The following is a 16989-nucleotide window of genomic DNA, read 5'->3' as shown; positions in this document are numbered from 1 at the left end:
TCATGCGTCATGCGGGGGCCGGACGGCTAGATGCCGCCATCAGATTTCCGCGACGTTAACCGCAGATCACGGCGGTGAATCCCTCGGGTGGCGGGGCCGAAGAGGGGCCATGTGAGCCATTGCCAGAGCCGGGACAGGCTGTCTAGCCTGTTGTCAGACATAAGCAGCAACCCGGTCGATCGTCCGAGGAGACCCCGTGACCCAGCCCGACGCCGCCCCCCGCACCGTGGCCATGATCAACTCCGACGGCAAGATCGCGCCGCCGCTGCCGGTGCCGGACGGGACGCGGATCGAGCTGCGTGAGCTGCGCGTCCGCCTGCTGGCGCGCACGCCGTACGAGCACCTCGTGGCCGAGCTCTCGACGGTCGACGCGGGGGAGGCCGCCCTGGACGCAGGGGCCGACGTCGTCTACATCGACACCTTCGGCGACTACGGGATCGACCGGCTCCGGGCGGTGTCCCCGGTGCCCGTGGTCGGCGCGGGCGAGGCGGCGCTCGCCGCAGTGGCCGACCGCGGCCGACCCGCCAGCATCGTCACGGTCTGGCCGGCCTCGATGGCCTACCTCTACGACGACCGGCTGGCGAGCTGCCGGGGCGGCGACCTGGTCCGCGGGGTCCACCACTTCTCCCCGGAGTCCGAGCTCGACCTGGTCGGCACGGGCGCCAGCGTCAAGGCACGGATGAACCGTGGGGAGTCCGATCTGCTCGACCGCCTCGCGGACGCGTGCCGCGAGGCGGCGCGGGTCGACGGCGCCGACACGATCCTGATGGGCTGCACGTGCATGTGGTCGGTCGCCGAGCAGCTGGCCGAGCGCACGGGCCTGCACGTGCTCGAGCCCTCCCGCATCGGGCTCCAGGCCGCGTTCGACGCCCTGAGCGTCCCGGTCTCGGTGCCGGCGGTCGTGAGCGACCGGCGGGGTACCGTCACGTCGATCCTGGACGCGTGGGTCGACGGCGACGTCGAGAACGCGGTCGTCCCGACCGACGACTGCGAGGTCTGCGTCTTCACCCCCGCCGGGTGACGCAGGAGCTAGACCCGAAATGTCCGATGTTTGCGTGTCGCCCCGCGCCGCCGCCGTCGAGGCGCCGCGAAGTGGGGCAGATGTGCCCGTTTTCCAGGCTTTGATCGCCTCAGGGCCATCGTCGGACGATTCGTTACAAGATTGTCATGGTCATGTATTGCATCCCGAACCGCGGGTGCATATGTTTATGTCTGACATTAGCCACTTGTGGCGCTCATCACATGGATCGGAGCAGTTATGCGCTCGACATTGACGCGAAGGGCCGGGGTCGCCGTCGCCTCCCTCGCCCTGCTCGCCCTGGCGGCCTGTGGGGGCGGGTCCGGCAGCGGCGGTGATGGGGACAGCAGCCTCACCATTGCGTGGACCTCCACGCCGTCGGAGCTGGATCCCAACCTGTACGGCGGCAACCCGGACGTCTACCTCGGCCACGCCCACATGGGCACCCTGCTGGCGTACGACATCGACGTCGACGAGGACTCGATCGTCGCGCTCGACGATCTCGAGCCTGGTCTGGCGGAGTCGTACGAGACCAGCGAGGACGGCCTGACCTACACGTTCACGCTGCGCGAGGGCGTCATGAGCGAGTACGGCAACGAGCTGACGGCCGACGACGTCGTGTACTCCTTCGAGCGCATGACCTCCGACCCCAAGACGCTGCAGTCGAGCATCCTGCTGCCGACCTCGAACGTGGACGTCGAGTCGCCGGTCACCAAGGTCGACGACTACACCTTCACGTACAACCTCACGGCCCCGTCCGCGCAGGCGCTGACGATCCTGGCGTACCCGATCCTGGGCATCCTGGACTCGACCGAGATGGCCACGCACGCCACGGACGCCGATCCCTACGCCGCAGAGTGGCTCGCCACGCACTCGGCGAGCTTCGGTCCGTACGTGATCGACAGCTTCCAGCCGGGCACCGAGGTCCGCCTGAAGGCGAGCGACACGTACTACGGCGACGCGCCGGACTACACCGACATCGTGATCCGCGCCGTGCCCGACGGCTCGTCGCGGGCCCAGCTGCTCGTCTCCGGTGAGGTCGACATGATCTCGGAGCCGCCGATCGACCAGTTCCAGACGATCGAGGACGGTGCCAACACCTCGATCTTCCAGGGACCGGACATCTTCCGGCACAACTGGACCTTCAACACGACCGACCCGGCGCTCAGCGACCCGCGCGTGCGGCAGGCCCTGAGCCACGCGGTCGACCGTGAGGCGATCGTCGAGTCGATCTACCAGGGCTACGCCGAGCCGGCGTACACCCCGCAGTCGCCGCAGCTCTACGACGACCAGCCCGAGACCGGCACGTACGACCCGGACCTGGCGCGTGACCTGCTCGCCGAGGCCGGGTACGCCGACGGCTTCGACCTGCAGATCGCCTTCAGCGCCGAGCGCCCCGGACCGTACGCCGAGAACATCGCGCGACTGATCCAGAGCGATCTGGCCGAGGTCGGCGTGAACGCGACGCTCAACGGCGTCGCAGCGGTCGCGGACTTCCAGGCCGGCGTGTCGGGGAAGAAGTACCAGTCCTTCCTCTACACCGAGCGCCCGTCGCAGCCCGACATCGGCTTCGGGCTGTTCCTCTACCTGAACAGCAAGTCCGTCCTCAACACCTCGGGCATCAACATCCCGCGACTGGACGAGATCGCCCTCGAGGCCCTGCGCACGGCGCCGGGACCGGAGCGTGACGCGCTGATCGAGGAGGGCCTGCAGCTCGTGGCGGACAACGAGCCGATCGCCAACCTGGTCGACGTGCCCGCGCTCGTCGGGATCAACGACTCGGTCGGTGGCTACAAGCCGCTGACGTCGGGTGGATTCCGGTTCGAGAAGCTCACGAAGGAGTAGCAGGATGGCGCTGAGCACGATCACGACCCGGGGGCCGTCGCGGCCCCGGCGTGCGAGCGGACCCCTGAAGCTGGTCGCGTCTCGGCTGCTCTTCCTGTTCGTCGCGCTCTTCGGGGTGGTGACGCTGTCCTTCCTGCTGGTCAGCGTCACCCCCGGAGACCCGGCCGAGCTCATCGCTGGGCCGGTCGCCAGCCAGGACCAGATCGACGCGATCCGCGCCGACCTGGGTCTGGACCAGTCGCTGTGGCAGCAGTACCTCGACTACATCGGGGGACTGCTGCGCGGCGACCTGGGCACCTCCTACTACACGAACCTGTCGATCACCTCCGAGATCGGCAACCGGTTGCCGGCGACGCTGATCCTGATCGCCCTGTCGGTCGTCTTCGCGGCCGTCGTGGGCGTCGGGGTCGGCGCGGCCGGCGCCTACTTCCGCGGCCGCTGGCCGGACAAGGTCGGTCGCTTCGGCACCAGCCTGTTCCAGTCGGTGCCCGACTTCTTCCTCGCGCTGATCCTGATCTACGTCGTGTTCTTCGTGCTGGGCCTGGCCCCAGCGCCCACCGGCCAGATCGGCATCGGCGACGTGCGGCCCGAGAAGGTCACGGGGTTCATCACGATCGACGCGCTGATCGCGGGGGAGATGGGCACGTTCTGGTCGGCCGTGAGCCACCTGTTCCTGCCGGTGCTGACGCTCGGCCTGGTCTACGCGGCGTACTTCGCGAAGACCGCCCGGTCGACCGTGGGCAAGGCCCTGAACTCCCAGCAGGCCCAGTTCGCCCGGGCCATGGGCCTGCCGGAGCGCACCGTGCTGCGGTACGCCTTCGTCGAGGCGCGCGGCACGATCGTGACCTACGCCGGCGTGATCTTCGCGGCCCTGCTCGGGGGCGAGGCGATCGTCGAGCGGATCTTCGCGTGGGACGGCATCGGCACGTGGGCCCTGCAGGGGATCCTGCGCCTCGACGTCCCGGTCGTCCAGGGCATGGTCCTGGTCGCGGGCGCCATCACCCTGGTCACGTACACCCTGCTCGACATCATCGTCGGCCTCCTGGACCCGAGGATCACCCATGGCTGAGTCACCCGCCCCTGCCCGCCGCCGTGAGCCGGGCCTGACCGCGTCACGCTGGACGACCGTGCGCCGGCTCGTCGCGGAGCACCCCGGCGCGGCGCTGGGCGTGACGTTCATCGTCGTGCTGGTCCTGTGGAGCCTGTTCGGTCCGCTGCCGTACGACCCCCGCGGCACCGACGGGTCGGCCTCGCGCGAGGGGCCCAGCGGCACGCACTGGTTCGGCACCGACGGCACGGGCGGCGACGTCTTCTCCCGCGTCATCGAGGCAGCCAAGATCGACCTCTCCCTGGCCCTGGCCGGCACGGCCGTGGCCCTGGTGATCGGCGTACCGCTCGGACTCGCGGCCAGCACCAAGGGCAAGGGCAGCCAGCGGCTGGTGCGGGGCCTCGACGCGTTCCAGGCCTTCCCGCTGCTGATCCTGGCGCTCGCCCTGGTCTCGCTGTCGGGCAACCAGCTCTACATGGTCGTCGTCGCGATCGCGCTGCTCAACATTCCCCGGTACATGCGGCTCCTGCGCAGTGAGGTGCTCGCGATCCGGGAGAGCCGCTTCGTCGAGGCCGCCACGGCGATGGGCGCCTCGACGCCCCGTCTGATCTTCCGGCACCTGCTGCCGAACGTGTGGGGCGTGATCCTGGTGCAGACCTCCCTCACGATCGCCAACTCCATCGTGGTCCTGTCCTCGCTGTCGTTCCTGGGAGTCGGTGTCAGTGCACCGACGCCGTCGTGGGGATCGATGATCCGCGACGGCGCCGGCAACATGTCGTCGGGCGAGTGGTGGATCGCGACCTTCCCCGGCCTGGCCGTGCTGCTGTGCGTCCTGGCGTTCAACCAGCTCGCCGACGCGATCGGCGACCGCACCGCACGGTCCTATCGATGAGGAGCTACCGATGAGTGACACGGTCCTGGACGTCCGCGGCCTGACGGTCGACATCGCGACCCCCGACGGCACCGTGAACGCGGTGCGGGGCGTCGACCTTCACGTGGGGCGGGGCGAGATCCTCGGCGTCGTCGGCGAGTCCGGCTGCGGCAAGTCGACCACGATCAAGGGGATCCTCGGCCTGCTCCCGCCGAACGCCGAGGTCGGTGCCGAGATGATCGAGCTCGACGGCTACGGCGACCTGCTGGCGACTCCGCGCAAGAAGATGCGCGAGGTCCGCGGACGGCGGATCGGCTTCGTCGCGCAGAATCCGTTCGGCTCGCTCAACCCGATCTACTCGATCGAGCGGCAGTTCTACGAGCTGCAGAAGGCTCACGGGACCAAGGTCGGCAAGAAGGAGTCGCGCGAGATCGCGCACGCGATGCTCGACGGTGTCGGCATCGTCAACCCGGCCCGCGTGCTCGACGGGTACGCGCACCAGCTGTCCGGCGGCATGGCGCAGCGGGTCGTCATCGCCCTCGCCACGACGCTCTCGCCCCAGCTGCTCATCGCCGACGAGCCCACGACGGGTCTCGACGCGACGGTCCAGGCGCAGATCATGGACCTGATCTCGGGCCTGGTGCGCAGCGAGCAGCGATCGATGCTGCTCGTGACGCACGACCTCGGGGTCATCGCCCAGTACGCCCAGCGCGTCGTCGTGATGCTCGACGGCGAGGTCGTCGAGCACGGCCCGGTCATGGAGGTCATGGTCGACCCGCAGCATGAGTACACCCGGAAGCTGATCAACTCGGTGCCGAAGCGTGAGGAGCTGCACGATGTCACTGCTTGAGGTCGAGAACGCGTGCAAGACGTTCGCCTCGCGCCAGCGCGGCGGCGATCCCGTCCAGGCCCTGCGCGGGGTCAGCCTCCAGGTCGAGGCCGGTGAGACGCTCGCGATCATCGGGGAGAGCGGGTCCGGCAAGTCGACGCTGGGTCGAGCCGTGCTGCGTCTGCTCGAGCTCGACGAGGGCTCGGTGCGCATGGACGGCGTCGACCTGGCCGGTCTGTCCCCGTCCGAGCTGCGCGCCAAGCGGGCCGAGATGCAGATCGTGTTCCAGGAGCCGTACGAGTCGCTGAACCCTCGCATGTCGATCGGCTCGATCGTGGCCGAGCCGCTCCAGATCCACCGCAAGGGCCTGGGAGCGGCGCAGATCCGGAAGCTCGTGATCGAGGTGCTCGAGCGCGTCGGACTGCCGGCCAAGGTCGCGACGCGACTCCCGGGGGAGCTGTCGGGCGGTCAGCAGCAGCGCGTCGGGGTCGCCCGTGCCGTCGTCTCGGAGCCGAAGTTCGTCGTGCTCGACGAGCCCACCTCCTCGCTCGACCTGTCGATCCGGGCCCAGATCCTCGAGCTGCTCGCCCAGCTGCAGGCCGATCTCGGGCTGGCGTACCTGTTCGTGTCGCACGACATGCACACCGTGGAGAAGGTCAGCGACCGGATCGCCGTGATGTACCTGGGCGAGATCGTCGAGACCGCGCCCACCGTCGACCTGTTCCGGTCGCCGCAGCACCCGTACACGCAGACCTTGCTGTCGGCGCGGCTGTCGGCCGATCCTCGGGAGAAGCACGCGTACCGCGCGTACGAGGGCGATGCGAGCGTCCGGGCGACGCCCCCGCAGCAGGCGCCGGCATGAGCGCCGCGCAGACGCCGGCCCTGCGGCGGACCTATGTCGACACCGCCTGGGGGCAGGTGCACGCCGTCACGGCCGGCGACTCCGGTCCGTGGATCGGGCTGCTGCACGAGTCGCCGCTGTCCTCGGAGGTGTGGCTCGACGTCGTGCGCGCCCTGGCCGGGCGCGCCCGGGTCGTCGCGTTCGACACCCCGGGCTACGGGGCCTCGAGCCCGCCTCCAGCCGCCGGGTTCGAGATCCCGGACTACGCGGCGGTCCTCGCTGAGGCCGCTGCGGGTCTGGGCATGACGTCCCCGGTGTTCGCCGGTGTCCACACCGGCGCGTCGCTCGCGGTCGAGCTCGCGCACGCAGTGCCTGACACCGCCGGGATCGTGCTGAGTGGCATCGCGCTGCTCACGAAGGAGCAGCGAGCCGAGTTCATCGCCGGGTGGACTCCTCCGGTGCCGACCGACACCGAGGGTGCGCAGTTCACGTGGGCCGTGGAGCGGTACCGGCGGATCTGGCCCGACCTGACGCCGGAGCTGCTGCACGTGGCGGTGACCCAGGTGCTGCGGGTCAAGGACCGGTACGACTGGGGATACCAGGCGGCCTTCCGCCACGATCCCGCGGGCCCGTTGGCGGCCCTGACCCAACCCGTGCTGCTCCTGGACGCCGAGCACGACATGCTCGCGTTCGCCGACCCGATCGCGCTCGAGCTGGCGGCCGACGCCCGCCTCGAGATCCTGCCCGGCCTGGTCGGGCAGCCGCACCTGCGCGCGCCGCAGGCCTATGCCGACCACCTCGCCTCCTTCGCCCAGGAGTGCGCGACCCCTGAGAGGACCCCTGCATGACCGACGTGACCTACGAGGTGCGTGACCAGATCATGCACGTGCTGCTGGACGGCGAGGACACGCTCAACAGCCTCACGCCGCACACGATCGCTGGCCTCAACACCATGATCGAGGCCGCAGAGAAGGATCACTCCCTGCGCGCGGTCGTGATCCGCGGAGCCGGCCGCAAGGCCTTCTGTGTCGGCATGGACATCACGTTCCTGGCGGACTGCTTCGGCGATCCGGCAGGCGTCTTCGTGCCGTTCCTGGAGTCGTACCACGCGACGCTGCTGCGCCTGGAGTCCCTCCCGGTCCCGGTCGTGGCGCAGGTCGACGGCCTGGCGCGGGCCGGCGGCTTCGAGCTGATCCTCGCGTGCGACATCGTGATCGCCGCCGAGGACGCGAAGGTCGGTGACGTGCACGTGTCGTTCGGCGTGCCGCCGGGAGCCGGGGCGAGCCAGCGCGCCGTGCGCAAGCTGGGCGACCAGCGGGCCAAGGCCCTGATGCTCACGCCGACCTGGCTCGACGGACCCGCGATGGTGCAGTGGGGGCTGGCGTTGGCCTCTCATCCGTACGAGGAGCTCGACGCGGCTGTGGAGGCGTTCGTCGGCTCGATGCGGGGCCAGTCCCGGCCCGTCATGGCGATCACGAAGCACCTGCTGACCGACGCTCGCGAGCGAGGCTTCCGTGAGGGGCTGGACCACGAGCTGGCCCTGTTCAAGCGACTGCTGGCCGAGGTCCCGGACCACGCTGAGGGATTCACGGCGTTCGTGGAGCGTCGCGAGCCGTTCTGGGGGGACGCCGATGTTTCCGGCCTCCGCTGATCCGGTGATCGCGACGCCTGCGGTCGAGGTCACCGCCGAGACGATCGAGACGCTCGTGTCGACGGGCGGCTACACGCACCCGCTGTTCCAGCGGACCGACGCCGGGCGGCCTCTGCCCGGGCAGGGCCTGCTGCTGCTCATGGGCGGTCTGGTCGAGCAGTCCGGGGTGCTGGACCACGCGATCGCGATGGTCGAGATCCGCCGGGTCTCGTTCGCCGCGATGGTCGTGGCAGGCACCACGGTCCGGGTCCGACTGGCGCCGGGCGCGAGCCGGACCACGAGCTCGGGCAAGACGTTGCAGGAGTGGACCTGGACCGCGATCGACGGGGCCGACGGCGTCCTTGCGACGGCCGAGGTCCTGATGCTGGTCAATTCCGTCCCCCACGAGGAGGCACCGTGAGCACCCAGCTCAACATGGCGTCGGGCGTCCGCGAGTTCGGCCGCGCGACCCCGCACCGCACCGCAGTGATCGACGGCGACCGGCGCCTGACGTTCGCCGCGCTCGATGACCGTTCCAACCGGCTCGCGTCCGGGTTGCTCGCGCGTGGTCTGAGGCCTGGCGAGCCCGTCGCGGTCCTCGCCGGGAACCGCATGGAGTACTTCGAGGTCGCGACCGCGCTCGCCAAGGCCGGCCTGCCGATGGTGCCGCTCAACCCCAAGAACGCCGCGCCCGACAACGCGTACGTGGTCGGGCACTCCGAGGCCGTGGCGCTGATCCTCGACGACACCCTGGCCGACCGTGCCGGCACCCTGGTCGACGAGCTCGCGACGGTGCTGTCCTTCCAGGGCGAGGCAGGGCTGGACTACGAGACGTTCCTCGCCGGGGCCCATGCGGTCGATCCCCGGGTCGCTGTCTCCGAGACCGATCCCTTCTGCATCACCTACACCTCCGGCACGACAGGCTTGCCGAAGGGCGTCGTGCTGACGCACCGCGGCCGGGTCCTCAACAACTACGCCTCCGCGATCGAGTACGGGCTCGGCCCCTCGACGTCGACGATGGCCGTCGCACCGCTGTACCACGGAGCCGGCTTTGCCTTCGCCTACGCGGGGCCGCAGCTCGGTGGCACGACCACGGTCCTGCGCTCGTGGGACCCCGAGCAGTTCCTGCGGGGCCTGGCCGAGCAGCGGGTGAGCACGGTGTTCCTGGTGCCGACGCACGCTCAGCAGATCCGGCGCCTGGTCGAGGAGCCTGCGGCGGCGTACGACCTCTCGGCGCTGCGCACCTTGTACTTCAACGCGGCGGCCCTGCCGATCGAGCTCAAGAAGTGGGTCCACGAGGCGTTCCCCGGGGTGGGAATCCACGAGCTCTACGGCTCGACCGAGTGTGCCGTCGTGACGGACCTGCGTCCGGAGGACTCGCTGCGCAAGCCCGGAAGCGTCGGACACCCGTGGTTCATGAACGAGGTGCGCCTGCTCGGTGAGGACGGCCAGGAGGTCGGGCCCGGGGAGCCCGGGGAGCTCTTCGCCCGGTCGCCGATGCTCATGAAGGGCTACCTCAAGAACGAGGAGGCGACCCGGGAGGCCACGACCGAGGACGGCTTCATCACGGTCGGCGACATCGCGGTGCGCGACGAGGAGGGCTTCATCTCGATCGTCGACCGCAAGAAGGACATGATCATCGCGGGCGGGGTCAACATCTACCCGCGCGAGATCGAGGAGGTCGTCGCGCAGCACCCGCACATCGACGACGTGGCCGTCGTGGGCGTGCCCGACGACGTCTACGGTGAGCGGGTGACGGCTTTCGTGGTCGCGCGTCGCGGTGTCACGGTCGACGTCACCGGGGTCGAGGACCACGTGCGCGCTGGCGTGGCCAAGTACAAGGTCCCGCGGGAGTGGCATGTCGTGGAGCACCTTCCGCGCAATCCCAGTGGGAAGATTCTCAAGCGAGACATCCGTGAGGACTACATCGCGCGGTCCTCACCGACCTCGCGCTGAGGAGACACCAGGAGGAAGCATGGCCAAGGACACGATCTCGGCGAGCACGCCGGGGCGGGGGCTCGTCGATCGTCCGGGCGGCGGACGGGGGAGCGACGGACTCTCGGTGAGCCGTGTGCGTCCGGCCTACCAGCAGGTCGCCGACCAGCTCCTGGACCGCATCCTCGACGGGTCGCTCGCCGCGGGCGACCGCCTGCCCTCCGAGACCGAGCTGTCGGCGATCTTCGGGGTCAGCCGGAGCACGGTTCGTGAGGCCCTGCGCGTCCTGACCTCCCGTGACCTGGTCGAGACCGCCCGCGGCACGACGGGCGGCACGTTCGTGCGGCGCGTCGAGCTCGGCCAGGTCAGCGACTACCTCGAGACCAGCCTGGGACTCATGTCGGGCACCGACGACGTCACCGTCGCGCACATGCTGGAGGCCCGCGAGATCCTCGAGGTCCCGGCCGCCCGGCTCGCGGCCGAGCGCCGTGAGGCCCACCACCTGGAGGCCATGCGGGAGGCCGTCGAGCGGGAGAAGATCTCGCGGGGCCGCGGCATGCGCTTCAAGGAGCACCGCAACTTCCACGGGGTCGTGCTGCAGAGCTCGAGCAACGCCCTCCTCGAGATCGTCACCGAACCGGTGTTCCGGGTCCTGCAGACCAAGTTCCTCGACCCGGACGTCGAGCCCCGCTTCTGGGACGACGTCGACCACGACCACGAGGAGATCCTCGAGGCGATCGCCGACCGTGACCCCGAGCGGGCCGCGGAGGCGATGCGTGAGCACCTCGTCCGCCTCCGGGGGACCTACCGGGACCGCACCCACACGCCCTGATGTCAGACTTTTCGGCCTGCGTCATCACGTGACCGCATTTCAGGCGTGAAGACTCTCCGAAAGTGTGTGAGAGGATCTTGACCGTCAATCGTCCGACATTTATGCTGGGGTCACCACGTCGGACGGAAGAAGGCAATCATGGGCCACAAGCAGGGCTGGGTCGGTCGGTTCTACGAGGACTTCGAGGTCGGGGACGTCTATCGCCACCCGCTCGGCCGGACCGTCACCGAGGCTGACAACACCTGGTTCACGTTGCTCACGATGAACACCGCTCAGATGCACTTCAACACCGAGTGGGCGGCCAAGTCGGAGTTCGGCAAGCCTCTCGTCGTCTCGACGCTGACCCTCGCGATCGCGGTGGGCCAGAGCGTCACCGACCTGACGCAGAACTCCTTCTCGAACCTCGGGTGGGACGACATCAAGATGACCAAGCCGGTCTTCTCCGGGGACACGCTGTACAGCGAGTCCTTGGTGCTCGACAAGCGTGAGTCCGGCTCGCGGCCCCACGCGGGAATCGTCACGGTGCGCACCCGCACCCTGAACCAGGACGCCGTCGAGGTGTGCTCGTTCAAGCGCACGTTCTACGTGTACAAGCGCGGTGCCGAGCAGCTCGACGGCATCTTCCCCGAGGCCGAGATCCCGCTCTCGCTGGACTCGGAGGCGGCGCGCGAGGCCTCCCGATGAGTCTGCGCATCACCTACCAGCCCTGGGGCGAGACGCTGGCCGAGGTCGTCGAGGCCGGTCGTCGCGCCGAGGAGGCGGGGGCCGAGGTCCTGTGGACCTCCGAGCTCCACCGCAGCGCGACGATCACGGCCGCGGCCCTCGCGGCCGGCACCAGCACCGCCAAGGTCGGCACCGCGATCCTGCTCGCCTTCACCCGCAGCCCGATGGTCACGGCCCTGGAGGCGCTCGACCTCGACGAGATGAGCGGGGGCCGGTTCGTGCTGGGACTCGGCTCGGGCGTGCAGCGTCTCAACGAGGACTGGCACAACGTCGAGTTCGGCAAGCCGGTGCCGCACATGCGCGAGACCGTGCGCAACATCCGGCTCTTCTGGTCGACCGCCACGACGGGCGAGACGATGCGGACCGAGGGCGACTGGGAGCCCATGCACATCCGCGGCTACGAGCGTCCGTTCCCGGTCGTCCGACCCGACATCCCGGTGTACCTGGCGGCCATGGGTCCGTACATGATGCGGCTGGCGGGTCAGGTCGGCGACGGCTGGATCAGCCACGAGCTGTGCTCGCCGGCCTATCTCGCCGAGCGTCTGCTGCCCGACCTGCAGGCCGGGATCGACCGGGCCGAGGGCAAGAACCGCGAGGACCTCGACGTCGTCGTCTCGGCGTGCTGCTCGATCGACGCCGACGGCTCCGTGGCCCGGCGCCGGGCCGCAGGGCTGGTGGGCTTCTACGCCACGGTGCGCTCCTACGTCGAGATGTTCGAGTTCCACGGCATCGGTGAGGGGCAGCAGAAGGTCATCGAGACCTTCCGGGCCGGCACGGGCGCCGACTACCTCGCCGACGTCGTCGGCGACGAGATGGTCGACGCCCTGACCCTGAGCGGCACCCGCGACGAGGTCGTCGCCCGCGTCGCGGCCTACGACGGCGTGGCTGACTCGATCAAGCTCAGCCCGCCCACGCACGGCATCGCGGCGCAGGACACGCGCGTCGCCCAGGACGCGATCATCGACATGATCGCCGAGTTCACGGGAGCGAACCGATGAAGCCGCTGGAAGACATCCGCATCATCGCGGTCGAGCAGTACGGGGCCGGCCCGTTCGGCACGGTCCACCTGGCCGACCTCGGCGCCGAGGTCATCAAGATCGAGGACCCGCGGGTCGGCGGCGACGTCGGCCGCTACGTCCCACCCTTCGCCGAGGGGGAGGACTCGCTGTTCTTCGAGACGTTCAACCGCAACAAGCGCAGCCTCTCGCTCGACCTCACGAGCGAGGCGGGCCGGGAGGTCTTCGAGGAGCTCGTCAAGGTCTCCGACGTCGTCTACTCCAACCTGCGCGGCGACGTGCCGGCCAAGATGCGGCTGATGTACGACGACCTCAAGCACCTGAACCCCGCGATCGTGTGCGTCTCGTTGACCGGCTTCGGCATGACCGGCCCCCGGTCCACCGAGCCCGGCTACGACTACGTGCTCCAGGGCCTGGCCGGGTGGATGGACCTGACCGGTGAGCCCGACGGTCCCCCGACCAAGAGCGGGTTGTCGCTCGTGGACTACTCCGGCGGCTTCGTCGCCGCGATGTCGCTGCTGGCCGGGGTCCATGCGGCTCGCCGTGACGGCGTGGGCATGGACTGCGACGTGAGCCTGTACGACACCGCGGTCACGATGCTGGCGTACCTGGCCACGTGGAAGCTCAACGCCGACTTCGAGCCCGTGCGCACCAGCCACTCGGCCCACCCCTCGCTCGTCCCGTTCCAGGCCTTCGAGGCCAAGGACGGCTGGATGGTCGTCGGGTGCGCCAAGGAGAAGTTCTGGCAGCGTCTCGCGAAGGTCGTGGGGCACCCGGAGTGGGCCGAGCAGGACTCGCCCTTCGCCTCGTTCGCGTCGCGCCGGGAGAACCAGACCGAGCTGGTCGGCCTGCTGGAGGACATCTTCCGCGAGCGCACCGTCGACGACTGGCTGCCCGAGCTCTACGCGGCCTCGATCCCGTGCGGCCCCATCAACGACGTCGAGGCGGCGCTGACCGATCCGCACACGCTGGCGCGCCAGCTGATCGTGGAGACCGAGCACCCGCACTACGGCACCCTGCAGCAGCTCGGCTCACCCGTGCGTGTCGGGTCGACCGTCCCGGAGTACCGCCGCGCCCCGCAGCGCGGCGAGCACCTCGACGAGGTCGCCGCCGACGTGCTGAACCTCGACGCGGACGCGGTGGAGGAGCTGCGACGCCGCGGCGCGTTCGGAGCCGTGGCTCCGGTCGAGCCCACGACTGCCGAGACGGAGGCCGCCGCGCGATGACGACGGCGCGCCGGCTCGCCGAGTGGGGGACCGCCCCGCTCGAGGTGCCCGCCGCAGTCGATGCCGCCGCACGGCGCCACCTGCTCGACGGGTTCGGCGCCGCGGTCGCGGGCCACCGCTCCGGGGCCGTCGACGCGGTGCTGGAGGTCGCGTCCGGCCTCGGTGGTCCTCCCGAGGCCGCGCCGCTCGGCAGCCAGGAGCGCATCGGCGCCCCGGCCGCGGCGCTCGCGACGGGCGCGCTGGTGCACGCGCTCGACTTCGACGACACGCATGCCGGAGGCCTGGTGCACGCCACCGCGGTCGTGCTCCCGGCGGTCCTCGCCGTCGGACAGCAGGTCGGAGCCACGGGCCGGCAGGCCCTCGACGCCGCGGTCGTCGGGTACGAGACGGTGTGCCGCATCGCCGCGGCCGCCCCGCACGGCTTCCACACCCGTGGCCTGCACGCGACGATGGTCGCCGGGGTCTTCTCCTCGGCGCTCGTCACGTCCCGCCTGACCGGCCAGGACGCCGCGACGGCCACCGACGCCCTCGGCATCGCCGGGAGCCAGGCCGGTGGCCTGCTCGCCTTCCTCGGCACCGGAGCCTCCACCAAGCAGCTGCACCCCGGCCTGGCCTCGCACGCCGGCATTCTGGCCGCGCGTCTGGCCGCCGCCGGCGCGAGCGGCCCCGAGACGGTCCTCGACGGGCCCCACGGTCTGTACGACGCCCTGTCAGGCGTGCCGGCCGACCCGGCCAGCGTCGTGGAGCGGCTGGGCGAGCGGTGGGAGACCACGCGGATCGGGATCAAGCCGTATCCCGCCTGCCAGCTCATGCACGTCACGCTCGACGCGGTCCGCGAGGTCGCCGCGCGCGAGGGTTTCGGCGCCGCCGACGTCGTGTCGGTCGTCGCGGACGTACACCCTGACTCGGCGCCCACGGTGTGTCCGCCCGACCGCGACCTGGCCCACCCCCATTCCCCGTACGCCGCCAAGTTCTCCCTGCCGTGGAGCACGGCCGCGATGCTCCTCGACGGCACCGTCGGCCTGGCCACCTACGAGCCCGCCTCGCTCGCGCGGAGCGAGGTCGCCGATCTCGCCGCCCGTGTCGCCTGGAACGTGACGGCGCCGACGGGTCACGCCGCCGACGCCCCCGGTCGGGTCGTCGTCCGCCTGTCCGACGGTCGTGAGGTGATCGGATCGGTCGCCGGGAGCGCCGGGACGACCGCGCACCCGCTGACCGACGCCCAGCTGCTCGAGAAGTTCTTCGGCAACGCCGGCCCCGAGGGCCGCGCCGTCGCCGACCGCGTGGAGCACCTCGCCGACGAGCCCGGCCTGGACGAGCTCGTCGCAGCGCTCCACGCCGCCTGTCACCCTGCCCCCGGCCCTGGAGGTCCGTCATGACGCTCAACGCCATCCGCCCCGCGGAGTTCCCCTGGTTCCCCTACGACGGCTTCACGTTCTGCCTCGGCCTGTCCGAGGACCTCGGCGGGGGTGCCGGGCCCGGGGCGGCGAACAACACCGCCGCGTGGACGTCGGGCCACACGTCGGCGGCGTTCGACGCCGAGGTCGGCAAGATGACGGTCAGCGGCACGATGGAGCGGCAGGCGCGCATCGCGTACGAGAAGGTCCTCACGATCCTCGCGGGCGCCGGCCTCGGTCCCGAGGACGTCACGCGGGTCACCGAGAACGTCACCCTGTCGGGCCTGGCCGACTACGAGGCCGCGGCCTCGGTCCGCCGCGAGCTGTTCGGCGAGCACGAGCCCGTCGTGCGCACGGTCGTGGTCGAGCGGCTCGTGCGACGCACGGCGTTCCTCGAGGTCGAGCTGCACGCGGTCAAGGGCGGCGGCACCGAGCTGCGTGTCGCGAGCGAGGCCCGCGACGCCGGCACCTGGTTGGCCTCGCCGGTCCGCGAGGGTCACGACGGCACCGTCTACCTGCCCACGATCGTGCCGCTCGACGAGCGCGGCGACGTCGTCTCCCCGGGCGACTTCGTGGGCCAGTACGCCTACTGCCTCGATCGCGCCGACGCGCTGCTGCGTGACACCGGCCTCTCGCTCGACCACGCCGTGACGACCTACGACTACTCCACGCCCGAGACGCGCGACGAGTACCGGCGCTCGCACCGCGTGCGCAAGGAGCGCCTCGGCGGCGGCGGCGTCTACCCCGGCGCGGGTGGCATCCTCATGAGCCGGCTCCACGCGCCCGGGGTGCTCGTGGCGATGGACGTCACGGCCTCCCGGCACCCGCTCGAGGTGGTCAACCCGGGCTGGTCCCGGTACGACACCCTGACCTACTCGCCGGGCGTGAAGGCCGGTCGCACGCTGTTCATGTCCGGCTTCGCCGCGCTGGACATGGAGACGCAGGAAGCGCTGCACCCGGACGACATTGGTGCCCAGGCGGAGGCCACCTTCGGCGCGATCCTGGAGCTGCTCGCGCACGCCGGGCTCGGTCCGGCCGACCTGCTCGAGACCGTCGAGTACTGCGTCGAGTCGGCCATCCCCGAGTACCGGGCCGTCGCGCCGGTGCGGGAGCGTCTGCTGTCACCCCCGTGGCCCGCCTCGACGGGAGCGATCTGCAAGGCCCTGCTGCGTGACGAGTTCCTGCTGGAGGTCTTTCCCATGGCCCTCTACCCGGCCGCCGGCGACGGGGGTGCGGCGTGAGCCTGCTGACCGACGAGATCCGCGCCCTCGTGGGGCAGCAGCGGGTCTACGTGGCACCGGAACCGTTCGGTGCCGCCTCGGGCCGGTACTTCGGCCTGGCGATCGGCGACGACAACCCGCTGTACCGCGATCCGCAGTTCGCGCGGGAGCAGGGACTCGCCGATGTCACCGCCCCGCCGACGTTGATCTGCGAGACCAATCAGTACGCCGGGCTCCCGATGGACGCCGAGGGCTACGCCGGGCACCGCTGGGGGATCCAGATCCCCGACACCCGGGAGGTGCGCGGCGGCAACTCCTACGTGTTCGGACGACGCCTGCGCCCCGAGGACGTCGTGACCGCGACGTGGGAGATCACCGACGTGGTCGAGAAGACCACGGGCTCCGGCGCCGCGATGCTGATCGTCACGTCACGGGCCACGTACACCGACCAGCACGACGAGTTCCTCGCCGAGAACACCGAGACCATCATCTACGTCGAGATCGGAGGTGCATCATGACCGCTGGACCTTCTCGCCCCTCAGGGCCCGGCACCCCTGC

Annotated in this window: 17 protein-coding genes; all 17 read left to right on the top strand. The window is 70.5% G+C overall.

The genetic code is table 11. The features are described from left to right. Nucleotides 1-196 precede the first annotated feature (196 nt). The 17 genes from KAG51_RS07175 to KAG51_RS07095 all read left to right on the top strand — a co-directional run bounded on the left by KAG51_RS07175 (nt 197) and on the right by KAG51_RS07095 (nt 16949). Nucleotides 197-1021, top strand: a complete 825-nt coding sequence (locus tag KAG51_RS07175) for an aspartate/glutamate racemase family protein (RefSeq protein WP_290582104.1) — start codon at nt 197-199, stop codon at nt 1019-1021. A gap of 249 nt (nt 1022-1270) precedes the next feature. Then, nucleotides 1271-2863, top strand: coding sequence for an ABC transporter substrate-binding protein (locus KAG51_RS07170; RefSeq protein ID WP_290582102.1), 1593 nt, complete (start codon nt 1271-1273; stop codon nt 2861-2863). A 4-nt stretch (nt 2864-2867) separates the two neighbouring features. Then, entirely contained in the window at nt 2868-3932 is a 1065-nt protein-coding gene (locus KAG51_RS07165) for an ABC transporter permease (protein WP_290582100.1), read from the top strand. Continuing rightward, the gene (locus tag KAG51_RS07160; protein ID WP_290582098.1) at nt 3925-4803 is read left to right on the top strand and encodes an ABC transporter permease; all 879 of its coding nucleotides are present in this window, start codon (nt 3925-3927) and stop codon (nt 4801-4803) included. Before KAG51_RS07165 ends, KAG51_RS07160 begins: the two co-directional genes overlap by 8 nt. Nucleotides 4804-4813: 10 nt before the next feature. Continuing rightward, nucleotides 4814-5632 carry an ABC transporter ATP-binding protein gene (locus tag KAG51_RS07155; RefSeq protein WP_290582096.1) on the top strand — a complete coding sequence of 273 codons (819 nt, stop codon included), beginning with the start codon at nt 4814-4816 and terminating at the stop codon, nt 5630-5632. Then, the gene (locus tag KAG51_RS07150; RefSeq protein WP_290582094.1) at nt 5619-6473 is read left to right on the top strand and encodes an ABC transporter ATP-binding protein; all 855 of its coding nucleotides are present in this window, start codon (nt 5619-5621) and stop codon (nt 6471-6473) included. Before KAG51_RS07155 ends, KAG51_RS07150 begins: the two co-directional genes overlap by 14 nt. Next, nucleotides 6470-7300 (top strand): alpha/beta hydrolase, encoded by an 831-nt coding sequence (locus KAG51_RS07145; RefSeq protein WP_290582092.1) that lies wholly within the window; start codon nt 6470-6472, stop codon nt 7298-7300. Before KAG51_RS07150 ends, KAG51_RS07145 begins: the two co-directional genes overlap by 4 nt. After that, nucleotides 7297-8103 (top strand): enoyl-CoA hydratase-related protein, encoded by an 807-nt coding sequence (locus KAG51_RS07140; protein WP_290582090.1) that lies wholly within the window; start codon nt 7297-7299, stop codon nt 8101-8103. The genes KAG51_RS07145 and KAG51_RS07140 overlap by 4 nt, the downstream gene beginning before the upstream one ends. Before the next feature lie 4 nt (nt 8104-8107). Continuing rightward, nucleotides 8108-8503 (top strand): hypothetical protein, encoded by a 396-nt coding sequence (locus KAG51_RS07135; protein WP_290582088.1) that lies wholly within the window; start codon nt 8108-8110, stop codon nt 8501-8503. Beyond that, nucleotides 8500-10038: an AMP-binding protein gene (locus KAG51_RS07130; protein ID WP_290582086.1), complete on the top strand. Its 1539-nt coding sequence runs from the start codon at nt 8500-8502 to the stop codon at nt 10036-10038. Before KAG51_RS07135 ends, KAG51_RS07130 begins: the two co-directional genes overlap by 4 nt. A 19-nt stretch (nt 10039-10057) precedes the next feature. Then, nucleotides 10058-10849, top strand: coding sequence for a FadR/GntR family transcriptional regulator (locus KAG51_RS07125; RefSeq protein ID WP_290582084.1), 792 nt, complete (start codon nt 10058-10060; stop codon nt 10847-10849). 138 nt (nt 10850-10987) lie between these two features. Continuing rightward, entirely contained in the window at nt 10988-11533 is a 546-nt protein-coding gene (locus tag KAG51_RS07120; protein WP_290582082.1) for a MaoC family dehydratase, read from the top strand. Next, the gene (locus tag KAG51_RS07115; protein ID WP_290582080.1) at nt 11530-12570 is read left to right on the top strand and encodes an LLM class flavin-dependent oxidoreductase; all 1041 of its coding nucleotides are present in this window, start codon (nt 11530-11532) and stop codon (nt 12568-12570) included. Before KAG51_RS07120 ends, KAG51_RS07115 begins: the two co-directional genes overlap by 4 nt. Beyond that, nucleotides 12567-13814, top strand: coding sequence for a CoA transferase (locus tag KAG51_RS07110; RefSeq protein WP_290582078.1), 1248 nt, complete (start codon nt 12567-12569; stop codon nt 13812-13814). The genes KAG51_RS07115 and KAG51_RS07110 overlap by 4 nt, the downstream gene beginning before the upstream one ends. Further along, nucleotides 13811-15193 (top strand): MmgE/PrpD family protein, encoded by a 1383-nt coding sequence (locus KAG51_RS07105; protein ID WP_290582076.1) that lies wholly within the window; start codon nt 13811-13813, stop codon nt 15191-15193. The genes KAG51_RS07110 and KAG51_RS07105 overlap by 4 nt, the downstream gene beginning before the upstream one ends. Beyond that, entirely contained in the window at nt 15190-16452 is a 1263-nt protein-coding gene (locus KAG51_RS07100) for a Rid family hydrolase (protein ID WP_290582074.1), read from the top strand. The genes KAG51_RS07105 and KAG51_RS07100 overlap by 4 nt, the downstream gene beginning before the upstream one ends. Continuing rightward, complete coding sequence (locus KAG51_RS07095; RefSeq protein WP_290582072.1) at nt 16449-16949, top strand: MaoC family dehydratase N-terminal domain-containing protein; 501 nt, start codon at nt 16449-16451, stop codon at nt 16947-16949. Before KAG51_RS07100 ends, KAG51_RS07095 begins: the two co-directional genes overlap by 4 nt. Nucleotides 16950-16989 lie beyond the last annotated feature (40 nt).

The sequence above is a fragment of the Aeromicrobium sp. genome (assembly GCF_023146395.1).
In the GTDB taxonomy this organism is placed as follows: domain Bacteria; phylum Actinomycetota; class Actinomycetes; order Propionibacteriales; family Nocardioidaceae; genus Aeromicrobium.
This window is presented reverse-complemented; position numbering and strand designations above follow the sequence as displayed.